General features: G+C 27.8%; 20 protein-coding genes. 14 read left to right on the plus strand and 6 right to left on the minus strand.

Annotated features, from left to right (window positions below; genetic code table 11):
• Positions 1-372 precede the first annotated feature (372 nt).
• Positions 373-879, minus strand: coding sequence for a hypothetical protein (locus EGD97_RS09195; protein ID WP_127837137.1), 507 nt, complete (start codon positions 877-879; stop codon positions 373-375).
• A 221-nt stretch (positions 880-1,100) separates the two neighbouring features.
• Between EGD97_RS09195 and EGD97_RS09200 the strand changes: the two genes are divergently transcribed.
• The 3 genes from EGD97_RS09200 to EGD97_RS09210 all read left to right on the plus strand — a co-directional run bounded on the left by EGD97_RS09200 (position 1,101) and on the right by EGD97_RS09210 (position 5,237).
• Complete coding sequence (locus EGD97_RS09200; protein ID WP_127837138.1) at positions 1,101-2,384, plus strand: hemolysin family protein; 1,284 nt, start codon at positions 1,101-1,103, stop codon at positions 2,382-2,384.
• A gap of 407 nt (positions 2,385-2,791) precedes the next feature.
• Positions 2,792-3,901: a hypothetical protein gene (locus tag EGD97_RS09205; protein ID WP_127837139.1), complete on the plus strand. Its 1,110-nt coding sequence runs from the start codon at positions 2,792-2,794 to the stop codon at positions 3,899-3,901.
• A gap of 244 nt (positions 3,902-4,145) precedes the next feature.
• A complete protein-coding gene (locus tag EGD97_RS09210; RefSeq protein ID WP_078681908.1) occupies positions 4,146-5,237 on the plus strand; it encodes an FAD:protein FMN transferase in 1,092 nt (363 codons plus the stop codon).
• 50 nt (positions 5,238-5,287) lie between these two features.
• Here the strand turns inward: EGD97_RS09210 and EGD97_RS09215 are convergent, their stop codons facing one another.
• Entirely contained in the window at positions 5,288-5,614 is a 327-nt protein-coding gene (locus EGD97_RS09215) for a hypothetical protein (RefSeq protein ID WP_127837140.1), read from the minus strand.
• A 343-nt stretch (positions 5,615-5,957) separates the two neighbouring features.
• On the opposite strand from EGD97_RS09215, the gene EGD97_RS09220 reads away from it, so the two are divergent.
• Positions 5,958-8,252: an ATP-binding protein gene (locus EGD97_RS09220; protein ID WP_127837141.1), complete on the plus strand. Its 2,295-nt coding sequence runs from the start codon at positions 5,958-5,960 to the stop codon at positions 8,250-8,252.
• Positions 8,253-8,430: 178 nt separating this feature from the next.
• Here EGD97_RS09220 and EGD97_RS09225 read toward each other — a convergent pair whose 3' ends face one another.
• Positions 8,431-10,479 (minus strand): sodium-translocating pyrophosphatase, encoded by a 2,049-nt coding sequence (locus EGD97_RS09225; protein ID WP_127837142.1) that lies wholly within the window; start codon positions 10,477-10,479, stop codon positions 8,431-8,433.
• Between the two features lie 193 nt (positions 10,480-10,672).
• On the opposite strand from EGD97_RS09225, the gene EGD97_RS09230 reads away from it, so the two are divergent.
• The 10 genes from EGD97_RS09230 (at position 10,673) to EGD97_RS09275 (ending at position 21,404) form a co-directional block, all read left to right on the plus strand.
• Positions 10,673-10,873 carry a hypothetical protein gene (locus tag EGD97_RS09230; protein WP_127837143.1) on the plus strand — a complete coding sequence of 67 codons (201 nt, stop codon included), beginning with the start codon at positions 10,673-10,675 and terminating at the stop codon, positions 10,871-10,873.
• Positions 10,874-11,162: 289 nt separating this feature from the next.
• Complete coding sequence (gene hisS, locus EGD97_RS09235) at positions 11,163-12,476, plus strand: histidine--tRNA ligase (protein ID WP_127837144.1); 1,314 nt, start codon at positions 11,163-11,165, stop codon at positions 12,474-12,476.
• A gap of 309 nt (positions 12,477-12,785) precedes the next feature.
• Complete coding sequence (gene trhA / locus EGD97_RS09240) at positions 12,786-13,427, plus strand: PAQR family membrane homeostasis protein TrhA (RefSeq protein WP_127837145.1); 642 nt, start codon at positions 12,786-12,788, stop codon at positions 13,425-13,427.
• A 90-nt stretch (positions 13,428-13,517) separates the two neighbouring features.
• Positions 13,518-14,429: a M15 family metallopeptidase gene (locus EGD97_RS09245; RefSeq protein WP_127837146.1), complete on the plus strand. Its 912-nt coding sequence runs from the start codon at positions 13,518-13,520 to the stop codon at positions 14,427-14,429.
• A gap of 100 nt (positions 14,430-14,529) precedes the next feature.
• On the plus strand, positions 14,530-15,645 hold the full coding sequence (locus EGD97_RS09250; protein ID WP_127837147.1) for an amidase domain-containing protein: 1,116 nt from the start codon (positions 14,530-14,532) through the stop codon (positions 15,643-15,645).
• Positions 15,646-15,913: 268 nt separating this feature from the next.
• Complete coding sequence (locus tag EGD97_RS09255; protein WP_127837148.1) at positions 15,914-16,423, plus strand: GNAT family N-acetyltransferase; 510 nt, start codon at positions 15,914-15,916, stop codon at positions 16,421-16,423.
• Between the two features lie 431 nt (positions 16,424-16,854).
• Positions 16,855-17,025: a cation:proton antiporter regulatory subunit gene (locus tag EGD97_RS09260; protein ID WP_078681898.1), complete on the plus strand. Its 171-nt coding sequence runs from the start codon at positions 16,855-16,857 to the stop codon at positions 17,023-17,025.
• A 74-nt stretch (positions 17,026-17,099) separates the two neighbouring features.
• Positions 17,100-17,786: a FadR/GntR family transcriptional regulator gene (locus EGD97_RS09265; RefSeq protein WP_078681897.1), complete on the plus strand. Its 687-nt coding sequence runs from the start codon at positions 17,100-17,102 to the stop codon at positions 17,784-17,786.
• A gap of 402 nt (positions 17,787-18,188) precedes the next feature.
• On the plus strand, positions 18,189-19,937 hold the full coding sequence (gene ilvD / locus EGD97_RS09270) for a dihydroxy-acid dehydratase (protein WP_347476722.1): 1,749 nt from the start codon (positions 18,189-18,191) through the stop codon (positions 19,935-19,937).
• A gap of 66 nt (positions 19,938-20,003) precedes the next feature.
• Complete coding sequence (locus EGD97_RS09275) at positions 20,004-21,404, plus strand: GntP family permease (RefSeq protein WP_407643149.1); 1,401 nt, start codon at positions 20,004-20,006, stop codon at positions 21,402-21,404.
• Between the two features lie 38 nt (positions 21,405-21,442).
• Here EGD97_RS09275 and EGD97_RS09280 read toward each other — a convergent pair whose 3' ends face one another.
• Genes EGD97_RS09280 through EGD97_RS09290 form a run of 3 tightly spaced genes read right to left on the minus strand, consistent with a single transcriptional unit; the run spans position 21,443 to position 25,248 of the window.
• Positions 21,443-22,099, minus strand: a complete 657-nt coding sequence (locus EGD97_RS09280) for a V-type ATP synthase subunit D (RefSeq protein ID WP_078681895.1) — start codon at positions 22,097-22,099, stop codon at positions 21,443-21,445.
• A gap of 1 nt (position 22,100) precedes the next feature.
• Positions 22,101-23,480: a V-type ATP synthase subunit B gene (locus EGD97_RS09285; protein ID WP_127837149.1), complete on the minus strand. Its 1,380-nt coding sequence runs from the start codon at positions 23,478-23,480 to the stop codon at positions 22,101-22,103.
• A complete protein-coding gene (locus tag EGD97_RS09290) occupies positions 23,473-25,248 on the minus strand; it encodes a V-type ATP synthase subunit A (RefSeq protein WP_164850196.1) in 1,776 nt (591 codons plus the stop codon). The genes EGD97_RS09285 and EGD97_RS09290 overlap by 8 nt, the downstream gene beginning before the upstream one ends.
• Between the last annotated feature and the right edge of the window lie 11 nt (positions 25,249-25,259).

The following is a 25,259-nucleotide window of genomic DNA, read 5'->3' on the forward strand; positions in this document are numbered from 1 at the left end:
CCTCTATCATTTTATTAATTTATCGCTTTACCATGATAAATTAATAAAATGATAGCACTTTATATATGAAGTGTCAATACTTTAAAAATATTTTAGTTAAATTTTAAATTATTATAAAAATTAAATGTATAAATTTTTAATTATAAAGAATAATAACTAATAGAGAATATTTCATGAGAGAAGTTAGGAAATGCACAATAATGCAAAGTCCTATGGTGTTGCTGCTTTTCTTGTGAAATATTCTTTTTAGATTTTTAAATATCAATTTTAATTTTTAATGAAATTATTAAAACAAATATAAAAAATAAATATAAATAAAAGGACGGTATTAAAAATAAAGTTCCGTCCTTCAAAATTATCTATCCAAATTATCTACTTTTCATCTATTGTACTTAAAAATGATAATAAATCATCTAAATCAGCATCAAACTCAACAAGATATTTATATTTTTTTTCTAAAGCAGTTAAAGTTTTATCTAGACCTTTAATTCCTTCAGAATAATTTTTAGCATTTATATTATCGTTTGCTGCATTTATATTTTCCCATACAAGTCTTTCCTGCTCACCTATTTTGTATAAATGATTCATAATAACATCCATTCTTTCATCTATCTGTTGATTTAAAATATCTTGTGGAATTACAGCATTTTCAGGAACTTTTACTAATAAATCTTCTGCTTGTTTACTTTTCTTTTCTACTTTTGTTTCTAAATTTTTATTTATTTCAAATTGCTTTTTTATAAGTTTCCTTTTTTCTTCAATTTCTAAAATCAGAGGATTATTATCTTCATTTGAAATTAATGATTTAGCACTAACTATATCAAAAGAAAAAAACAAAATTACAAGTGGTAATAAAAGGCATAATTTGTATTTTTTCATATCATTACCTCCTTATAATGGTAAAGTATTATTTTATTATTTAAATACTTAATAGTATTTTTCCGATAAATATAATATATATGTTAGTGAATTAATGACATAATATAAAGGTATTATTAATGGCTTAAATAATTGTTTATTTATATAATTTTAGGTATAATATATCCTAAGTAATACTTTTTAGTTAATACTTTCTATTAAATAAATGTGAGGGGAAAATAATGGCAGAATTATTATTAATTATAATTTTAATTTTAATTAATGCTTTTTTTGCAGCTTCAGAGATGGCTATAGTTTCATTAAATAGAACAAAAATAACACATCTTGCTAATGAAGAAAATAAAAAAGCAAAAACTTTATTAAAACTTATGGAAGAGCCAAGTAAATTTTTAGCAACAATTCAAGTTGGTATTACTATGGCAGGATTTTTAGCCAGTGCTTCTGCAGCTACATCTATGTCAAAGCCTTTAGCAAAATTTTTATTAAAATTAAATATTCCAGGAAGCGATCAAATAGCATTATTTTTAGTAACTATAATACTTGCTTATATTACTTTAGTATTAGGAGAATTAGTGCCTAAAAGAATAGCACTTCAAAATTCTGAACGTATAGCAATGGCATCAATTAATATCATAATTTTTATATCTAAAATTACTCTGCCTTTTGTAAAAATACTTACTGCATCTACTAATTTAATTATGAGAATACTAGGAAATAAAGATGAAAGTATAGAAGAAAAGGTATCAAAAGAAGAAATAATGATGATGATTGATGTAGGAGAAGAAACTGGAATTTTAAATCAGACTGAAAAAGAGATGATAGATGGTATATTTGATTTTGATGATACTCTTGCAAAAGAAGTAATGACTCCTAGAACAGATGTGTTTGCTGTAGATATAGATACTCCAATTGAAGAACTTATAAACAAAGTAATGGATGAACAATTTTCAAGAATACCTGTATATGAAGGCGATATAGATAATATTATAGGAATATTATATTTAAAAGATTTATTTATTTATTCAAGAAAAGGAGAAATTACCAAAGAAACTTTAATAAAAATATTAAGAACACCTTATTTTGTTCCAGAAACTAAAAATATAGATGAACTTTTTAGAGAGCTTCAAAGCAATAAAAATCATATGGCAATACTTATAGATGAATATGGTGGTTTTTCAGGCATAGTTACTATTGAAGATTTAATTGAAGAAATTGTAGGAAATATATTTGATGAATATGACGATATAGTCATAGAAGATATAACTAAAGTTGATACAAATACTTATATAGTAAATGGTGCTACATCAATAGATGATATAAATGAAACTCTTCATATTAATCTGCCTTCTGATAATTATGATACTATAGGAGGTTTTGTTATTGATATTTTAGGAAGTATTCCAAAAGAAGATGAACATCTTGTTGTAGAATATGAAAATTTAACTTTTGAGATTGAAAAAGTAGAAGAAAAAAGAATTGAAAAATTAAAGATATGTATAAATTAAATTTATGTATATATTTTTTAAAATTTTAAATTTATTAGATTTTGAGGACATAGTATAATTTAGAAATAATGCTTGTTATGCAAGAGATAAAAAATTTGCTAGATTAAAATCTTTTTTTAATATCTTACCAATATAGAATAAAAATCATTTTTAGAATTTAGAATTGTTTTAATAAATTATATAATATAATACTATAGCATAGCTAAAACTTATTTATAGTTTATTTTGAAATAATTATAATAATAAAAATTAAAAATAATAATTTAATAATTTTTATAATAATTTAATAATTTTTATAATAATTTAATAATTTTTTTTAAAAACTATTGTCAATTTATTAACAATATGATAATATTTAGTTATGATTGGAATAAAAATCAAATTATTTATATGAATGGGGGATAAAAATGAAAAAGAAAATTTCAGTTTTATTAGCAACTGTATTTGCATTTTCAATGCTATCAGGATGCGCAAATAAAGGAGAAACTACTCCAGCTGCAAATAATGATAAACCAGCTGCTACTGAACCAGCTAAAAATAATGAAAATACTAAAACAGAAGGAAACATAGTAAAATTAGGTCTTGGACATATTACTTCAATTAGTAAATCAAAAGATTTAGAAACTGGGAAAGGTGCACTTGGCCAAGTAGATACATCTTTAGTTGCTGCTGGATTTGATAAAGATGGAAAAGTCGTATCAATAACTATTGATAACGCACAAACTAAAGTAGAATTTAATGATGATCTTTCATTAAAAACAGATGTTAAAGCAGCAGGACAAACTAAAGTTGAACTTAAAGATAAATATGGTATGATAAAGGCCTCTAAAATTCAAAAAGAATGGTATCAACAAGCTGAAGCTCTTGAAAAATGGATGGTTGGAAAAACTGTTGATGAAATAAAAGCTATGAAGACTAAAAAAGTTAATGATGAACATCCACAAGTTCCAGATGTTCCAGAATTAACTTCATCAGTTACTATTAATGTTGGAGAATATATTGAAGCTGTAGAAGAAGCATATAAGAATGCTATTGATGTTACTGGCGGTGTAAAAGTTGGCCTTGGACATGAAATATCATCTGCTAAATCTACAGGATTAAATGGAGATAAAACTCCTCTTGCACAAGTTGATACTTCATTAGTTGCTGCGGCATTTGATAAAGATGGAAAAGTTGTAGGAGCTATAATTGATAGTGCGCAAACTAAAGTTCCATTTGATAAAAATGGTAAAGTAACTGTTGATAAGACAGCACCACAACAAACTAAAGTTGAACTTAAAGATAAATATGGTATGATAAAGGGCTCTAAAATACAAAAAGAATGGTATCAACAAGCTGAAGCTCTTCAAAAATGGATGGTTGGAAAAACTGTTGATGAAATAACTTCTATGAAGACTAAAAAAGTTAATGATGAACATCCACAAGTTCCAGATGTTCCAGAATTAACTTCATCAGTTACTATTAATGTTGGCGAGTACCTTGCTGCATTAAAAGAAGCATATACAAATGCAAAATAATTTAAATTAATAGGCTGTATAATAGCCACAAATCAAGTGCTTTCGTTAAGTTTATTAGCATTTAAACAAACGAAAAGTACTAGGATTTGTGGCTATTCTTTTTAAAAGATGTATAAATTCCGTTTAATGTAAAAAAGAGAATATTTTATTTATTTTTGATTAATATATGGCTATACATAATTTATTTATAATACTTTTTTCTATTTTAAATAAAAATTAAATTTTATGTAATTGGAGGATATTTATGAAAAAAATAATAACTTTAATTTTGACGGTAATTTTAACTTCTTGTCTTTTTATAGGTTGTAAGAAAGAAATTAAATATAATAAATATACTGATAGTTTTTTCGATACTTTTGATACTGTGGTAATAGTTGTAGGATATACAAAAACAGAAGAAGAATTTAAATCATATTTTAATAAAATTCATGAAGAATTTCAAAAATATCATAAACTGTATGATATATATAATAACTATGATGGAATAAATAATATTAAAACTATAAATGATAATGCAGGAATAAAGCCTGTAAAAGTCGATAAAGAAATAATAGATCTTATAAATTTTTCAAAAGAATGGTATAAAAAAACAGGAGGAAGAACTAACATTGCTATGGGTTCAGTTACAAGCATATGGCATGATTATAGAGAGGAAGGGATTGAAGATCCTTTAAATGCAAAACTTCCTCCTTATGAAAAATTAAAAGAAGCTGGAAAGCATATTGATATGGATAAAGTGGTAGTAGATGCTAAAAATAGTACTGTTTATTTAGAAGATAAAAATATGAAATTAGATGTAGGTTCTGTAGGGAAAGGATATGCTACTGAGGTTATAGCTCAAAAAATTATGAAAGAAGGATTTACATCAGGGATAATAAGTGCTGGAGGTAATGTAAGAGCTTTAGATAAACCTCTTGATAATATAAGGGAACGCTGGGGAGTAGGAATTCAAAATCCAGATAAGTCTATATTATCAGATGATGCTGATAAATATATAGATACTATATTTATAAAAAATGCTTCAGTTGTAAGTAGTGGTGATTACGAAAGATATTATGTTGTTAATAATAAAAAATATCATCATCTTATAGATCCAGATACTCTTATGCCTGGTGAATATTATAAAGCAATAACTGTAGTAACACAAAATTCAGGACTTGCTGATTTTCTCTCTACAACATTATTTTTACTTCCATATGATAAAAGCCGTGCACTTGTAGAAAGTATTAATGGTGTTGAAGCATTATGGGTTATGAAAGATGGGAAAATAGAAGCGACAGATGGAATGAAGAAAATAATGAAAAGTAATGGAGCTACAGGAGCCGAATCACAATAAATATTAAAAATTAAAGGAAGATTATATTTGATAAATCTTCCTTTAATTTTTTATTTAAGTCCGCTTACTTTTCCTTTAAGTGCTTTTAAACGTCCATTTACATAATTTAAAAGTTCGCTTTTATCATTTTTTATATTAGAAGGTGCATTAGAAACTATAGAAATTAAATCTAATACATTAGCTTTTACAGTTTTAGAAAGTTCGTAAGCTAAAAGTTTATTTTTTACCTTCCAATATATAATATTAAATTCATCTGCTTGTCTTTTTGTATAATGACCTGATTCTATACCAAATTGAAATAAATCTGCAGCAGCTTCTAACTCATCCATGTCTATAGCTTCTAAAGTTTCTTCTACAAGAGTTTCAAATGCTTTCATGGGTCATACACCTCTTTCTTAAGAATAATGTTATTATACACTTCATTAATTTATATTTCAAGAAAAAGTGTTTATAAGGTTAAAATCATAAACATTCTAATTAAATTTTTAATTTAGTATTAAAAGAAAGCTTGCTAATTAATATATTATTTGTAAAAATTATAAAATATACGAATATTTATGTAATTAATTATATTAATGTGTATGAATTTACACAAAATTGTGATAATATATGATATGGGACAAAGTAGTGGTTTTGGGAAATTATATGTAAAATTAACAAACTAAATAAATGTATAAAAAGTCAATATATAAAATAATTTAGCAGCGTGGGGGTTTTACAATGGATGCAACTTTTAAAATCAAGGAAACATTTACAAACTTAAACAAGAATGCTTTAGTAAATATTTTATTATCTTTATTTTTATCTTTTATAGTAGCTCTTATTATACATAGTAGTTTTATAAAACAATTAGACATATATTATATGATTTTAGAAATGATATGTATTTTTATAACTTTGTCATTATTTGTTTCTATATGGTATAGTTCTAAATATAATATTTCTATTTTGTCTTTCGGACTTTTGATTTCAGCAATTTTTGAAGTATTCCGTTGTTATTATTTGTTAAAATCAAATTTAAATATTTATTATAGTATTAATTTATCAAATAAGTTTTGGATAATAAGTAGATTTACTCAAGCTGTTTTTATGCTTTTTTATGCCAAAAATTTAAAAATAATTATCAATAAATGGATTGGACTTATAATTTTTGTTTTTTTAACAGCTTCTATAACTTATTTTTCTATTTTTAGTTCTGAATATTTATTACTTATTTTTACACATAATGGAATAAAAGCTTTAGAGATATTTTTTAAATATGCAATCATTATTTTATTTTTGTTAACCACTTATAATATAAAAAATAAAAATAAGAAATTTGCAAATACAAAACATATATATGTTTATAATTGTATAGTTTTGGCTATAGTTTCAGAAATATGCTTTATATATTATAGAAATTATAGTTCTATAATATATTCTATGGGATGTACATTAAAAACTATTTCTTATTACTTTTTATTTAAAGCTATATTTGTAAATACTTTTATTTTTTCTTTTAGTAAGTTAAAAAAAGAACATAAAATTTTAGAAGAAGCAGTATATGAAGTTAATAGCATTACTCAAACTTTAAGTGATATTTTAGAAGCTTTACCTTTTGCGGTATTTACTTATAACGATGAAGGAAGAATTAAATACATAAATAGTAAATTTGAAGAAATATTCAATTGCAATAGAATTAATTTATATAATTTGACTACTTTTGAATTATCAAAAATTTTTAAAAATATTAATACAGAAGAAAAGACTTTGTGGGATATAGTATCGCAAAGTGAAGGAAATGAAATAAAAATGTTTAGAACTTATAAACTTCAAAATGGAGAATATAAAAAGGTAGCTATAACATCTAGAAAAATAAAAGGAGGAGTTATAGCATTAATTAAAGAAGCAAAAGAAGAACAAGTTTTAAGTAATTTAAATCTTCAAACAGAAACTATATTAAATTCAGTGAGCAATAGTGTTTTAATGATTGATAAAGATAAAAAGGTTGTACTTTGTAATAGAGCTTTTGAAGAATTAGCTGAAATTAAGAAAGAAGATATTATAGGTATAGATATAGATAAATTAAGTGAAATGATACATTATGAAGGAGGTAAGCTTATTAAAGATGCACTGCAAGGGCAATGTATTGATCATGATAAATTTAAAGAAATTTCATTAACTACATTAGATGGAGATGTAAAGGAAATTAGTATTTATACAGGAAATATTAAAAATGTAGAAGGAGAGATAATAGGAGCTATTAGTATAAACACAGATATAACAGAAATAAAAAAAGAACAATTTAAAATAAGGCAGCAAGAAAAACTTGCTCTTTTAGGGCAATTAGGTGCGGGTATAGTGCATGAAACAAGAAATTTTTTAACAAATATAAAAGGCAGATGCCAACTTATTGAAGCAATTTCTAAAGATGAAAATATAAAAAAATATGCTTCCAAAATAAATGATGATGTGGATGAAGTTAACAGTATAATTAGTGAGTTTTTATTTTTATCTAAGCCTAGAGAAACCCAAATGCAAGAAGTTTCTATGGTGGATATTTTTCAATCTATTAAAAATTTAGTTGAAACATCTTCTCTTGTAAAAGGAGTAAATGTAAATGTATTTTTGTCTGAAGAAGAGAGATATTTACTTTGTGATGAAGTACAGATAAAGCAAGTTATATTAAATATATGTAAAAATGCTGTAGATGCTATGACTTATAAAGAAAACGCTGTATTGAATATAGAAACAGGTTATGATGAAGATAAAAATGAAATGTTTATAAAAATAAGTGATAATGGAAAAGGAATGTCAGAAGAAGAAATTAAAAAACTGGGTACTATATTTTATACTACTAAAAATAATGGAACAGGTTTAGGACTTAATGTATGTTATCAAATAATTAATGAACATAATGGAAGAATTGAGGTTGAAAGTAAGCCTATGGAGGGTTCTACTTTTAAAATAATTCTTCCTTGTATAGAAGATACATATGAAGATGAAGATATTGAAAATAGTACTTTAATAAAATAGAAGAGCTATATAAATAAATATAGCTCTTCTATTTTATTATAATATGATTAGCTAACCCAACAATAAGCTGTAAATTAATTTATATTATATAATTTATAGTATTTATAAATTTCTATTACATTTATAATAGTGGCTAACATTTAATAAAAAGACTTTTGTTAGATAATTATAATATATTTTATTTAAAAAGAGAGAATTTTATAAAAAGAAGTGCAGCTAAGGAAGCAACTAAAGAAACAACAGTAATTTGAGTATTTAATGATGGACCTGCAGTATCTTTACATGGATCTCCTACAGTATCGCCTACAACAGCTGCTTTATGAGTTTCAGAGCCCTTTCCGCCTAAATTACCAGCCTCTATAAATTTTTTAGCATTATCCCACATACCACCTGCATTTGCCATAAGAAGTGCAAGCATAAGCCCTGACATTATATTACCTGCAAGGAATCCTCCTATGGCTCTAATTCCTCCAATAAAACCAACTACTAAAGTAACTATTATAGTAATAAGTCCAGCAGGGATAAGTTCTTTAATAGCTCCTTTTGTTGCTATATTTATACAGCTTTCATAATCTGGAGAAGATTCTTTATATCCTTCTTTAAGACCTGGTATTTCATTAAACTGCCTGTGTATTTCCAAAACCATTCTTTGTGCGTTTCTATCAACTCCAAGCATAAGCATAGCAGAAAATACTGCTGGGAGAGCAACTCCTGCAAGAATTCCGAAAAATACTAATGGATTCATTAAATCAAAGAAAATATTTTCTCCAGTGGCTGTATGAACAATTTCTTGATATGCTCCAAGTAAAGCTATAACAGTAAGACCTGCAGCCCCTATAGCAAAACCTTTAGTTATAGCCTTTGATGTATTACCTGCACTATCAAGATCATCTGCAATTTTTATAACATCATCACCTAAATCACCCATTTCGGCTAGTCCACGAGAATTATCAACTATTGGACCATAAGCATCATTTGCAACAACTATTCCAACTATAGAAAGCATTCCTATAGAAGACATACTTATACCGAACATAGCATATCCGGGACCTATTGGTTCACAAAGTTTATATGAAGTTAAAGCAGCAATACCTATTCCAATTAATGATGGAAATATGCTTAAAAGTCCATAAGACAATCCGCTTATTATTGTAAAAGCAGGACCAGAATTTGAAGCTTTAGCGACATTAAAAACAGGTTTCCTTTCATCTGAAGTAAAATATTCAGAAGTAAAGCCCATTATAACCCCAACTATAAGTCCTATTATAGTTGCACCCCAAATACGAAAACTATAATTAAAAATATATGAAGCTAAGAATGTTAAAAGTGCAAAGAAAATGGTTGTGATATAAGTACCATTGTTTAATGCTTTTCCAGGGTTCCCCTTTTTCCCAACTTTAACAAAGGATATACCTAGTATTGAAGCTAAAAGACCGAGAGAAACATAACAAAATACCATATTTATCTCTCCAATAGATAAACCTATTACCACAGCAGCAGCGATAGAAGCTACATTGGAGTCAAAAAGATCAGCACCCATTCCTGCAACATCACCAACATTATCACCAACATTATCGGCAATAACAGCTGGATTTCTTGGATCATCTTCTGGAATTCCAAGTTCAACTTTACCTACAAGATCAGCACTTATATCGGCAGTTTTGGTATATATGCCTCCTCCTGCTTTTGCAAAAAGTGCTAAAGAACTTGCACCAAAACTAAAGCCTAAAAGAGCATTGTGATCGCCTGTTAAAATGAAAACTAGAGTTGCTCCAATTAAACTTGTGCCAACAACTGCCAACCCCATAACGGCACCACCTCTAAACCCTGCATCAAAAGCTGGACCTATACCTTTTTGGGCAGCAACAGCAGATTTCTTATTAGCTATAGTTGCAATACTTATACCTATTTTTCCAGCTAATCCCGAAAGAAAAGATCCAAGAATATAAGCTATAGCCATACTAATATTTCTAATAGGTTCGTTATTTGACCAAATAGGTTCTGGAAGGAACAGAAATATTAATATTGCAGCTACAGTAACGAACTTTATTAAAACTTTGTATTCTGTTTTTAGAAAAGTTTCAGCCCCGTTTTTAATTAAAAGACTGATTTTTTCTATTTTTTCATTGTCGCAAGGTAAATTCTTTACCCAGTTATAATAATAAGCGGCCACACCAAAAGAAAGTAAGGAAACAATAATAGACAAAAGAGCAATTTTTAAATCCATAATAAAACCTCCTATAAATTTGTAAACAAGTAACTTAAATACAAAAAAATTCCTCCAATATATAATATACTTTTTTTAATGTAATATTCGGGAATATTATAAAATTTATATTAAAATTTGAAAATTCAGACTAGTTGCACAAAATAATAAATTTGTGTATAATATAAGTATCATATAAACAAGGAGTGAGTTTATGGATAGTGGCGTCAGTTGGCGGCGAGCTATGTTAATTGCAAAACTTAAATACCCAAATGCTCAGATGTCAACGCTAATATACTTTGCTAAGCAGATATATATAGCAGAGTGTAGTAGTATTAATAAAAATCAAGTAAAGGTTAAAAAGAAGTTTAGAAAACCAAAAGAAAGATATTTATTACAGGGTGCCAGCATATAAGCACCCTTTTTAGTTGTTAAATGAAATAAATTACAAACAACTAAAGAGAATTTCATAAAGAGAGGTAAAAAATAAATATAATAATTAATATTAAATATAATTATTTATGTTAAAATATATAATAAGACAGATGCTATGGAAATTGTTTTTAAAGTTTATTATGTTTTAACTATAATAATATTGTAATAAATAATATTATTATCTAAAATTTATTTATCACTTTATTTTATTAAAATAAAGTGATAAATTATACATATGTAATTTGTTATAGATAGGAGAGAATACAAAAATGGCTAATCAAATAGTAAAACCATCTACATTACCAGGATTTATAGAATGGCTTCCAGCTGATCAAATAGCTTTTAATAAGATGATGGATATTATAAGAAAAAACTATGAAAAGTATGGATTTATTCCTGTAGATACTCCAGTTATTGAAAAATCTGAGGTACTTCTTGCTAAAGGTGGTGGAGAGACAGAGAAGCAAATTTATAGATTCAATAAAGGAGATAGTGATCTTTCTCTTCGCTTTGATTTAACTGTACCATTAGCTAGATTTGTAGCTCAGCATATGAATGATTTAACATTCCCTTTTAGAAGATATCAAATAGGTAAAGTTTATAGAGGAGAAAGAAACCAAAAGGGAAGATTTAGAGAATTTTATCAATGTGATATAGATATTATAGGAAATGGGAAGTTAAACATTATAAATGATGCTGAAATTCCAAGTATAATTTATTCAACTTTTACCGATTTGGGATTTAATTATTTTACAATACATATCAATAATAGAAAAATTTTAAATGGTTTTTTTGATGCTATAGGTGTTAAAGATAAAGTTGAAACTTTAAGAATTGTAGATAAATTAGATAAAATTGGAATAAATGCAGTTAAAAGTGAGCTTAAAGATTTAGGATTAACTTGTGATGCTATAAATAGAATAGAAGAATTCATAAACATAAAAGGCACTAATGATGAAATTTTAGAGAGTTTAAAAGAATTAAATATTGAAAATGACGAATTTTCTTTAGGTGTTGAAGAAATTTCAAAGGTTGTGTACTATATAAGACAATTTGGAGTTCCAGATAAAAACTTTGTTATAGATTTAAAAATAGCAAGAGGACTTGACTATTATACAGGTACAGTTTATGAAACTATATTAAATGATTATCCTGGTATAGGTTCAGTTTGTTCTGGTGGAAGGTATGATAATTTAGCTGAATATTATACTACGCAAAAATTACCTGGTGTTGGAATATCTATAGGCTTAAGCAGATTATTTTATCAGCTTAAAGAAGCAAACTTTTTCAAAGAAAATACTTCATCAACCTTAACTAAAGTTTTAGTAGTACCAATGGATGAAAATATTGCTTATTCTATTGGTATTTCTAATGAACTTAAAAAAGCAGGAATAATTACAGAAGTATATTTTGAAGAAGGAAAATTTGCTAAAAAATTAAGCTATGCAAATAAGCTTGGTATTCCATATGTAATAATAATAGGTAGTGATGAAATATCAAGTGGTATATTGACACTTAAAGATATGAAAAGTGGAGAACAGTCTAAACTTACTATAGAAGAAATAATAAATAAATTAAAGTAAATAAATTATAGGGCTGTCTTAAAATAAATCATATAAGACAGCCCTATAATAATTTAAAACAATATATAGAAGAAGTTGTACACATTATGCACAATATGTTGTTGATAACTATATAAAAATAAACAAAAAATATTAAATTTTATTTTTATATATTATATATTAAGTTATGTATATAAAATTAAAAATAAAAAAATTTATAAATTTTTTCAATTACTCTTTTTTATTTTAAATAATGAGATATAATATTAATATAATGTATTGTAGTTTTAAAAACTACTTATATAAATATATTTATTTGGAGGTCATATTATGGAACAAAAATTTTATAGTAAAGGGGAAGAAATTGCTAATGCAATAACCCATGGAATAGGAGCAATGCTTGCTATAGCAGCATTAGTTATTTTAATAGTATATGCTGCTATAGAAGGGACTGTATGGCATGTAGTAAGCTTTTCTATTTTTGGAGCAGCTTTAGTTATATTATATCTGGAATCAACTTTATATCATAGTTTTACAGGAGAAAAAATAAAAAAGCTTTTTAGAAAATTTGATCATATGTCTATTTATCTTCTTATAGCAGGAACGTATACTCCATTTTGTCTTACTGTTTTAAGAGGAACTTTAGGATGGACTATATTGGGTATTATTTGGGTAAGTGCTGCAATTGGTATTACTTTGAAAGCTTTTTACACAGGCAAAAAAGAGAGACTTTCAACTATACTTTATATTATTATGGGATGGATGATAATAATAGCAATAAAAACTTTATATATTAAAATGACTTTTAGTGGATTTTTATTTTTGGTAATTGGTGGACTTTTATATACTGTAGGGGCATTTTTTTATTCAAAAAATAAAATATTTTTTAATCATAGTATATGGCATCTATTTGTTATAGGTGGAAGTGTATTTCATTTTTTCTCAGTAATGAGTCTACTTTATATAAAATAAAAAAACAAAAAATCCAAAAAATGTATTACATAGCAGCTATACTTTTGGTAAATATATAAGTGTAGAAAAAGTATAAGAAGGTGAATAGATATGAAAAAAATTGCCTTATTTATAATGCTTATGTATACATTAATTTGCAATAGTTATGCAGTAAAGGCTGAAGGTAATGCTTCTGACTACGATATAAACATGAAAAGAGATATTTTAATTTTAATGATGGCTTATCCTGAATATGCTGTAAATGTAGAAAAAGATAATAATGGATATGTATATTTAATTATGAAGTCAGGGAAGAAGATACTTTATGATGATAAAAAAATAAAAAATTTTGAACAAAAATTAAACAATCCAGATCTAGAAGATATGCTTGAACAAATATATCCTCTTTGCCCTATAGATGATGTTATGGAAAAAAATTTTGATCCTGGAAGAATTAGAGTATATAGTTTATTAAATGAAGTTTATGGATCTTCAAAAAAAGCTATAGAATCAAATCTTGTAAATGTAGAAAAAATAAATTGTAGATTTAATAAAAATAATAAAGCTGCAGAATCATTAAAAAATGTTATGGATGAACTTTTACCTCTTGCAAAAGGTAATTCAAAAATTAGCAGTTGTATTTATCCCTTAAGTGGAACTTATAATTATAGAGTAATTTCTGGTACAGGAAGATTAAGTCCTCATGCTTTTGGAAATGCTATTGATTTAGCAAGAGATAATAGAGATTACTGGAAATGGGCAAGTATAGAACAGGGAAGAAATAGAATTAAATCTTATCCAAAAGAAATTGTAGAAATTTTTGAGAAAAACAATTTTGTTTGGGGAGGAAAGTGGAATCATTTTGATATTCTCCATTTTGAGTATAGGCCAGAAATAATTTTAAAAGCTAAATATTTTAAAGATTTTTATAAAAAAGGTGAAAAATGGTACGAAGGAATACCTATAAATGATGAAAATACAAAAGACAATATTAAAAAAATTGAAGCAGTATTAGGGAATTAGTTATTAATATATTTCTTGGTCAAAATTCACAGGACAGTTTTATAAAAATTCGGGAATAATAAATTCATATGAATTATCCTTAAATGTAAGGAGTGTTAATATGAATTATATATTAGAAAAGTCTAAATTTAAGTTATATATTATGAAGCTTAGTATTATAGTAATTTTATGTTTTTTAATATGTTCTTTTGAAGTAAAAGCCTTCGAAGAAACTTCAGATTCAAAAGAAGAAGTTACAAAAGCATTAGAACAAATTTTTGAAATAAGGAATAGGGCTATATTAACTCAAGATGTAGAAATGATAGAGTCTATTTATGATTTAGATACAAAATATGGGACTTGGGCTATGGAATACGAAATAAAAAAACTTAAGTATCTTCATAATTGGGCGGAGAAACAAGGTGTTAAATTTACAGAAATAAATCCTACACTTGTAATTAGAAGTATAAAGGGAAATAACAATAAATATTCAGTAAATTTATTATGTTCTACAGAATATAAATATGTTTATGAAAATCAGGAAAATGAAATTAACAGTTCAAGAATAGGAACATATCATACTATAAATTTATTAAATAAAGATGGAGTTTTTATAATTACAAAAGAATGGTATACTGATCCTTTTGCAGATTCGTTAAATTTAGAAAATATTAAAGCTGATGATATAAAACAATATATACTATCACAAGAAAAAAGGGATTTTTCTTCATTAAATGAAAGAAGAATAAAAGCAGTAGAATATTCAGAAAGATATTGTGGAGCGGCAAGTGAAGAGAAATATGGATTTAAATATAATAAAAAATATAGAGACTACAATCCTCAAGGAGGAGACTGTGCTAATTTTGCATCTCAAATATTATATGAAGGAGGCAAATTTAAAAAAAATAAAGCATGGAATTATGATAATAAAGGAGCTACAAGAGCATGGCTAAATGCTGATGGATTTAAAAACTATATGCTAAATAGTGGAAGAGCTTCATTAATAGCTTATGGTAGTTATGAAAAAGTCTATAAAGCTTCTTACAAACTTTTACCAGGGGATTTTATAGCATATGAAAAAAAAGGAGATGTTACTCATATTTCTGTAGTTACAGGAGCTGATTCACGAGGATATTCATTGGTTACTTGCCATAATACAGATAGAAATAAAGTACCTTGGGATTTAGGATGGAGTAATAAAAATATAAAATTTTGGCTTGTACGTGTACATTATTAAAAATACCAGTTTTTAGGGAGATTAAACACCTAAAAACTGGTATTTACTTTTAATCGATAATATTAAATATTCATTATTATAATATTATATATATTGTTGTAAAACAGAGATATATGTCAATTTATTATGTTAAACTTATATAAACTCACTTGTTCCATTTTACATAAATGTTTTTGTGTGGTAGTATTGACATTGAATTGGAAAAGAACCGTCAGGATAATGATAATCCTTGAAAGGCTTTTAGTATCTTTTAAGGAGGATTGTACTAATGAAAGAAAAAGATGTACAACTGAGACAAGAGATTTATAAGTCAGATGCATGGAAGATTATTGACTGGCTAGAAGATGAAGAAATAACTAAATATTTAAATGAAAATCAAAATGCAAGCAAGAGTATAAAGCAAGTAATGGAAAGAGTTAATATGCCTATATTAACACATCTTTTTAACCAAGATGGAAGTTTTTTTGTTATTACAACTAAAAAAGATGAACCAGTAGGATTTTTAAGGCTTGTTCCTAAAGCTAAAGAAGCAGAAATAGTAATTGTTATTGGAGAAAAAGAAAAGTGGGGTCAGGGATTAGGATCTAATGCTGTATTCCAAGGATTAAAACATGCTTTTTTCAAATGGAGAACAGAAAAAGTAATAGCTAAGATAAATTTTAAAAATGAGCGTTCTATTAGAGTATTTAAAAAAATAGGTTTTAAGGAAGAAAAAGAACTTCAAGTAGAAATGCAATATTCTATGACTATAAATGAATTCTTAAAACTTGCAGCATAAAAAATGAGGGAAAATTATTTTTTTATAATTTTCCCTCATTTTTTATATATTTAAATATTCAAATATTTTTATAACTAAAATTAAACTTAAAAATTGGATAATCAATTTTAAAAGCTCATTCATTATTAAAATCTCCTAATTTAAATTTATATTAATATTTTATCCAATTATAAAAATAATATTAATTTATAAAACATTAAAACTAAAAATAATCATAATAAAATAAATAACTTAAGAATGAAATATATTTTATCTTAAAATAGAGCTTTATGGTTAAGGATGAATTAAACTTTGAATATTTTTTATATTAATATATAAAGTTTTAATAAAGCAGCATCATTAATTACTTTTTAATTAAAAAATATGTTAAAATAGCTTTAAAGATAATTATTATTTAATTTTAGATTATATTAGAACTTTCTATAGTATTTATGGAGCTTTCAGCACTTTCTAAATGGCAAGGAAAAAGTTTAGGACAGCTTAATATGAGAAAGAGGTGTGGAATTAATGTTTTAGCAATAAAACATGGAAATAAAATAAATGTATCACCTAAAGCTGAAGATTTAATAAAAGAAGAAGATATAATAATTTGCAGTAGGTGAAAATGAAGATTTAAAAAAATTAGAGGAAATTATTAAAAATATAAATGTATTATTTAATCAATAAGAGGTGAAAAATGAAAAATAAAAGAACAAGTGAGATTGTGTTTCGTGAAATAGAAAAAAGAATATTAAGTGGTGAATGGAGTCCTGGAAGTAAAATCATGTCTGAGCCTCAACTTGCAAAGGAACTAGGAGTTAGTAGAATGTCTGTTCGAGAAGCTATTGAAAAAATGGCTGCTTTAGATATACTAACCAAAAAGCAAGGAGAGGGCACTTTTGTTAATGATATAACGCCTTCTACATACTTAAATACTCTTATACCTATGATTACTTTAGATAAGGATAATTATTTGGATATACTGGAATTTAGGCTTATTATTGAAGTTGAAACTGTAAGACTTTGTACTAAGCGATGCTCTGATGAAATAATTGATAGACTTCAACAGTCATATGATATGATGAGCAATAATAAAGATGATATTAATAAATATACTATTTCAGACATGCAATTTCATATGATAATTGCAGAAGGTAGTGGTAATACATTAGTTTTAAAAGTAAATAATGTGTTAAGGAATATGTTAGAATATCATCAAAAGATGTTATATAAAAGATTGGGACCAACAGGAGGAATAAGAGAACATAAACTTATATTAGATGCTATAAAAAATAGAGATGATGAGCTTAGTGCTATATATATGAGAAGACATATAGAAAGAACAATTAAAGATATTAAAGCCTTAGAAGATAACCTTAGTTAAAAAATATATATTTTTTAACTAAGGTTAATATATAACTAAGGTTAATATATAACTAACCAACAATAAGCTATAAATTAATTTCTATTATACAATTTATAGTGTTTCTAAATTTCTATTACATCTATAATAGTGCTCAATATTTAATAGAAAAAATTTTGCGAAATAATCATAATATAGGAAATAACAATTCTAAGTCATCATACAACTGAAATCATTTTAGAACAAATAATATATAAAAATACTGTTCTAAAATGATTTTTTTTATTTTTTAAAATAAAAATATTGACAAAACAATCGTTTACAGTTTACAATAATAATTGTAAGATGTCTGACAATATAAAATAACCCCAAAATCTACTAATGATAAAAAAATACATAAAAAACAGTAAAAATAAATAAAATATGTCATACAAGTTTAAAGGAGTGATTAATTTGTTAAAAAGTCAAAAAATAAGGGATATGGCTCCAGAAATGGATTCTTTAAGGCTGGGTACAGGATGGAAAATTGAAGATTTATCTAAACCTCAAATAATAATTGAAAGTACTTTTGGTCACAGTCATCCCGGAAGCGCTCATCTTGATGTATTAATAAATGAAGCTTACAAAGCAGTAGAGAAAAATGGAGGCAAGCCAGCAAAATATTTTGTAACAGATATTTGCGATGGCCAAGCTCAAGGACATGATGGTATGAATTATTCACTACCATCAAGAGAATATATAGCTAATATGATTGAGCTTCAGGTGCAAGCAACGCCTTTTGATGGAGGAATATTTATTGCAAGTTGCGATAAAGGAATGCCGGCACATTTAAAGGCTATAGCTAGACTTGATATGCCATCTATACTTGTGCCTGGAGGTATAATGAAGTCTGGTCCTAATATGTTAACTTTAGAACAAATAGGAATGTATAGTGCAAAATTTGAAAAAAAAGAGATAACAGAAGAAGAATTTACTTATTATAAACATAATGCTTGTCCTAGTTGTGGGGCTTGTTCTTTTATGGGAACTGCAGCTACTATGCAGGTAATGGCTGAAGCTTTAGGGTTAGCACTTCCGGGCACTGCATTAATGATTGCTACATCAGAAGAGCTTAAAAATGCTGCAACTTATGCAGGATATTATATTCTTAAACTTATAGAAATGGATTTAAAACCTTCTAAAATAGTTACAATGAAATCTTTTGAAAATGCAATAATGGTACATGCTGCTATTGCAGGTTCTACCAATGCACTTCTTCACATACCTGCTATTGCTCATGAATTAGGGATTGAAATAGAACCAGAATTATTTGATGAAATTCATAGAAAAATTCCTTATATATTAAATATAAGACCAAGCGGCTTTTATCCTGGGGAATATTTTTGGTATGCAGGTGGAGTTCCAGCTATAATGGAAGAAATAAAAGAATTTTTACATCTTGATGTTTTAACTGTTACAGGGAAAACTCTTGGAGAAAATTTAGAGGAATTAAAGAAAAACGGATATTATGATAAATGTTATAGATATCTTAAAAATACAGAAATAAAAAAAGAAGACATAATAAAAACTGTAAAAGAGCCGATTCAATCTCAAGGTGCAATAGCTATATTAAAAGGTAATTTGGCTCCTGAAGGTGCTGTGGTTAAACATTCTGCTGTATCAAAAAAAATGCATAATGTAATTTTAAGGGCACGACCTTTTGATAGTGAAGAAGAGGCATTAAAAGCTGTACTTACAGGTAATATAAAGCCTAAAGATGCGGTATTTATAAGATATGAAGGCCCTAAGGGTAGCGGTATGCCGGAAATGTTTTATACTACAGAAGCTATAGCTTCAGATCCATCTTTATCAGAGTCTGTAGCACTTATTACAGATGGAAGATTTTCAGGAGCTACTAGAGGACCAGCTATAGGACATGTATCTCCAGAAGCTAGTGAAGGAGGAAATATTGCTTTAGTTGAGGAAGGAGACCTTATAAAAATAGATATACCTAATAGATTAATTGCAATAGTAGGTGTAAATGGAGAGGAAAAGTCAGAAAAAGAAATTGAAGAAATTTTAGATATAAGAAGAAAAAAATGGGTAAGACCAGTTCCTAAATATACAAAAGGGACTTTAGGAATTTATACAAGATTAGCAGTGTCACCAATGAAAGGGGGATATATGGAGTAATATAATACTTCATATATCTTAAATATTCAAAATCTATAAAGTATAAAAATTAAGGGGGAACATAGGGTGTTAAGTACATTTCCAATTTTAACTGCAAATTCAGAAATGGTATGGAAGGCAAATCCAACTGCACTTATAATATCTGCTATTGTAAGTATAGCTTTATTGTTAATTTTAATTATTAAATTTAAAATGCAGGCTCTTGTTGCAATCGTTATATCAGCTATAACTATAGGTATTGGTGTTGGAATGCCTTATTCAATGATAATTAGTACTGTTCAAAAAGGTATGGGTAATACATTACAAGGTATAGCATTGCTAGTTGGTTTAGGATCAATGTTTGGGGCTATATTAGAAATTTCTGGGGGAGCGGAAACTATAGCTTCAACTTTAGTAAATAAATTTGGAGAAAGTAAAGCTGCATGGGCTCTTGGAATTACTGGAGTAATTGTTGCAATACCAGTTTTCTTTGATGCAGGGCTAATTATATTGATACCATTAGCTTATGGACTAGCTAAAAAAACAGGCAAATCAAGCTTGTTTTATGCAATTCCTCTTCTAGCTGGTTTAGCTGTAGGCCATGCTTTTATTCCGCCAACACCAGGGCCTATACTTGTTGCCAATCAATTAAAAGTTGATTTAGGACTTGTTATACTTTTAGGAATTATATGTGGAATACCAGCTATGATAGTAGCAGGACCTATTTTTGGAAATTTTATAGGTAAGAAAATATTTGTACCAGTTCCAGAACATGCTGCTACACAATTGGATTTTAAAGGTAAAAAATTACCATCTTTTAAAACAGTAGTATCTATAATTCTTATACCTCTTATATTAATATTATTAAATACTGGTGCTAACTTAATTGAAAAATATAATCCAGCAATTAAATCTATAAAACCAATTCTTAATTTTATAGGAGAGCCTTTTGTGGCGTTAACTATAGCTACATTAGCTGCTATGTATTTGTTGGGGACTAGACATGGATATAGTAGAAAAGAACTTGAAAAGGTTATGACAAAATCTTTAGAACCTACAGGGCTTATATTATTAGTTACAGCTGGCGGTGGAGTTTTAAGATTTATGTTGCAAGATTCAGGATTAGGTGATGTTATAGGTAATGCTATTCAAGGTAAAAATATGCCTCTTATAGTAATAGCTTTTTTAGTTGCATTAGCTGTGCGTGTTTCAGTAGGTTCAGCTACAGTAGCAATGACTATGGCTGCAGGTATAATGGCTTCAATGCCTCAAGTACAAGCTTTATCTCAATTACATCTTGCAGCAATGACTATGGCTATTGCTGGAGGATCAACTGCCGTAAGTCATGTTAATGATTCTGGATTTTGGCTGGTAAAGGGTTTTTTTGAATTAGATGAGAAAACAACTTTGAAAACATGGACAGTAATGGAGACGTTAGTTGGTGTAGTAGGATTTCTTGTTGCGTTAATAATAAGTTTATTTGCATAAAAAAAGCTACTGATTTTTAAATCAGTAGCTTTTTTTTTTTAAATATTTTGAGGATTATTTTGCTTTTCAAGCATATCTTTAACTTTCATAAGTCTTGTTAAAGAACTTCTTTCATTTTCATCAAGTTTCATTCTTATATATTTTATTGTTTCTTCTAATTGAGGTATAGTCATATATTCTAATGCATTAACTCTTCTTCTTGTTTTCTCTATTTCCTCTGCCATAAGCTGAGTAGCTTTTTCAACTTCAGCAAGTTCTAAAAGCTTTGGAAGTATATTATAAAGTCTTTTAATTGTATGATCAAGTTCTGGAGAAGTACTTGCAAAACCATAAGGATATATGCTTCCTTCGTCATCTTCAAGTTTCCTTTTAAATTCCATAACAGGAACATTAACGCTCATAATATTTTTACTTTTTATATCAACAGATATACTTTCCTTTGGAAAACTTAAAGCTTCTTGTATAACTTCATCACTTAAAACTGCTCTTGTAATCATAAATTCTTTAAGACCATCTTCAAGTTCTTTTTCAACTTCTTTTCTAAGCTCGTCGTTACGTTTTACGAGAATTATAAACTGTCTTACAAGTTCATCTTGTTTATCTTTAAGAAGTTTATGACCTCTTACAGCTGTAACAAGTTTCTTTTTAAGCTTAGTAAGTTCCATTCTAGTAGGGTTTACATTGATTATAGCCAAGTTAATCACCTACTTTGCCAAGATACTTATCTAAATATTCATCTCTAATTCTCTTAAGCTCTGTTTTTGGAAGTATTTTTAAGAGTTTCCATCCAAGATCAAGAGTTTCTTCTATATTTCTATTGGTATTAAAACCTTGTGATACATATTCTTTTTCAAATTTTTCAGCAAACTCAGCATATTTTTTATCTACATCGGAAAGAGCAGATTCTCCAAGGATTGCAGCAAGTTCTTTTGCCTGTTTACCTTGAGCATAGGCTGAGAAAAGCTGGTTCATTGTATCAGCATGATCTTCTCTTGTTTTTCCTTTTCCAATACCTTTATCTTTAAGCCTTGAAAGAGAAGGAAGTACATCTATAGGAGGATTAATTCCTCTTTTATAAAGTTCTCTTGAAAGAATGATTTGTCCTTCTGTTATATAACCAGTAAGATCAGGGATTGGATGAGTTTTATCATCTTCAGGCATTGTAAGTATAGGAATTTGAGTTATAGAACCTTTTTTACCTCTTATTCTACCAGCTCTTTCATATAACTGAGAGAGGTCGGTATATAAATAGCCTGGATATCCTCTTCTTCCTGGGACTTCTCTTCTTGCAGCTGAAATTTCTCTTAATGCTTCAGCATAATTTGTCATATCTGTCATTATAACAAGTACATGCATATCTTTTTCGTAAGCTAAATATTCTGCAGTAGTTAAAGCCATTCTAGGAGTAGATATTCTTTCTATAGCAGGATCATTTGCTAAATTTAAAAATAATACAGATCTATCAATAGCACCAGTTTTAGTAAACTCATCTAAAAAGAAATTAGCTTCTTCAAAAGTTATACCTATAGCTGCAAAAACTACAGCAAATTTTGAATCAGAATTTAAAACTTTTGCCTGTCTTGCAATTTGAGCTGCAAGTTCAGCGTGAGGAAGCCCTGAACCTGAAAAAATAGGAAGCTTTTGACCTCTAACTAATGTGTTTAAGTGATCTATAGCTGAAATACCAGTTTGAATAAATTCTGCAGGATAGTCTCTAGCTACAGGATTTATAGGTTCACCAGTTATATCAAGTCTTTTTTCAGGAAGTATTTTAGGACCATTATCTTTTGGTCTTCCCATACCATCAAAAATTCTCCCAAGCATATCTTCTGATACACCTATTTGAAGAGGACGTCCTAAAAACCTAACCTTTGTTTCTTTAAGATTTATTCCAGCGGAACCTTCAAATATTTGAACCATAGCCCTATCGCCATTAACTTCAAGTACTTGACCTCTTCTTTTTTCACCGTTTTGAAGTTCTATGTCAACAAGTTCGTTATATTTTACCCCACTGACACCTTCAACAATCATAAGAGGACCAACTACTTCTTTTACTGTTTTATATTCTTTAAGCACGTTTCAGCCCTCCTTCTTCTATAAGATTATCTATGGCTTCTTTAAGTTCATTATATATAGCATCAATTTTATCTATATTTTCTTCAGCTATATATTTACTTCTTGCAATTTTATCTCTAACTTCAAGGCCTAATATTTTCTTTAAATAAATTCCATTATCAAGAGCTCTATTTGCTTCTCTATAAAATGCAATTATAAGTTTAAGCATTTTATATTGTTTATTAAGAGAGGTATATGTGTCAATTTCGTGAAAAGCATTTTGCTGAAGATAATCTTCACGAATTGATTTTGCAGCTTCAAGCTTTAATCTATCTTTTTCGGATAAAGCATCTATACCTACAAGCCTTACTATTTCATCTAAGTTTGCCTCTTCTTGAAGAAGTGTCATAGCTTCACTTCTAAGTTCTGACCAATCAGAAGCTACATGTTCATCCATATATGCATCTATTCTATCTTGGTATAATGAATAAGAATTTAACCAATTTATAGAAGGAAAATGTCTTCTATAAGCAAGTTGTGCATCAAGTCCCCAGAAAACTTTAACTATTCTTAAAGTTGACTGAGTAACAGGTTCTGAAATATCTCCTCCTGGGGGGGATACTGCACCTATAGCTGTTATAGCACCAACTCTATCTTCACTTCCAAGACATACAACTTTACCAGCTCTTTCATAAAATTCTGCAAGTCTTGAACCAAGATAGGCTGGATAACCTTCTTCACCAGGCATTTCTTCAAGTCTGCCAGACATTTCTCTAAGTGCTTCTGCCCATCTTGAAGTTGAATCTGCCATTATAGCAACAGAATAGCCCATATCTCTAAAATACTCAGCAATTGTTATACCAGTATATATAGAGGCTTCTCTAGCAGCAACAGGCATATTTGAAGTATTTGCAATAAGGACAGTTCTTTTCATAAGAGATTCACCAGTTTTTGGATCTTTAAGTTCTGGGAATTCCATAAGAACATCTGTCATTTCATTTCCACGTTCTCCACAACCAACATAAACAACTATTTCAGTATCTCCCCATTTTGCTATTTGGTGTTGAACAACGGTTTTACCAGCACCAAAAGGCCCTGGTACTGAAGCGGCTCCACCTTTAACAACGGGGAAGAAAGTATCTATAACTCTTTGACCAGTAAGCATAGGCTCTACTGGGTTTAATTTACGTTCATAAGGTCTTCCACGTCTTACAGGCCATTTTTGAAGCATTGAAAGTTCTTTAATACCTTTTTCTGTTTCAACTAAACATATAGTTTGATCTACAGTAAATTCACCAGATTTTATTTCTTTAACTGTACCAGAAATTCCATAAGGAACCATTATTTTATGAAGTACAACAGAAGTCTCTTGTACAGTTCCTATAATAGAACCAGCTTTAACAGTATCGCCTACAGAGACAGTAGGATTGAATTTCCAAAGTTTTTCTCTACTTAATGAAAAAACTTTTACGCCTCTTTTTAAAAATGCACTATCAGCTTTGTGCATGTAAACATCAAGTGGTCTTTGAATTCCATCAAACATGGATTCTATAAGTCCAGGACCAAGTTCCACAGATAAAGGTTCTCCAGTAGTTTCTACAGGGTCACCTGGTCCAAGGCCAACGGTTTCTTCATAAACTTGAATTGAGGCTTTATCTCCTCTCATTTCAATTATTTCACCGATAAGCCCGTGATCGCCAACTTGACAAACGTCATATACATTAGCATTATCCATCCCCTCAGCAACAACTAGGGGACCAGCTACTTTAACTATTTTTCCCATGCTTATCCTTTTCCGCC

The organism is Clostridium prolinivorans (assembly GCF_004011155.1).
Taxonomy (GTDB): domain Bacteria; phylum Bacillota; class Clostridia; order Clostridiales; family Clostridiaceae; genus Clostridium_AT; species Clostridium_AT prolinivorans.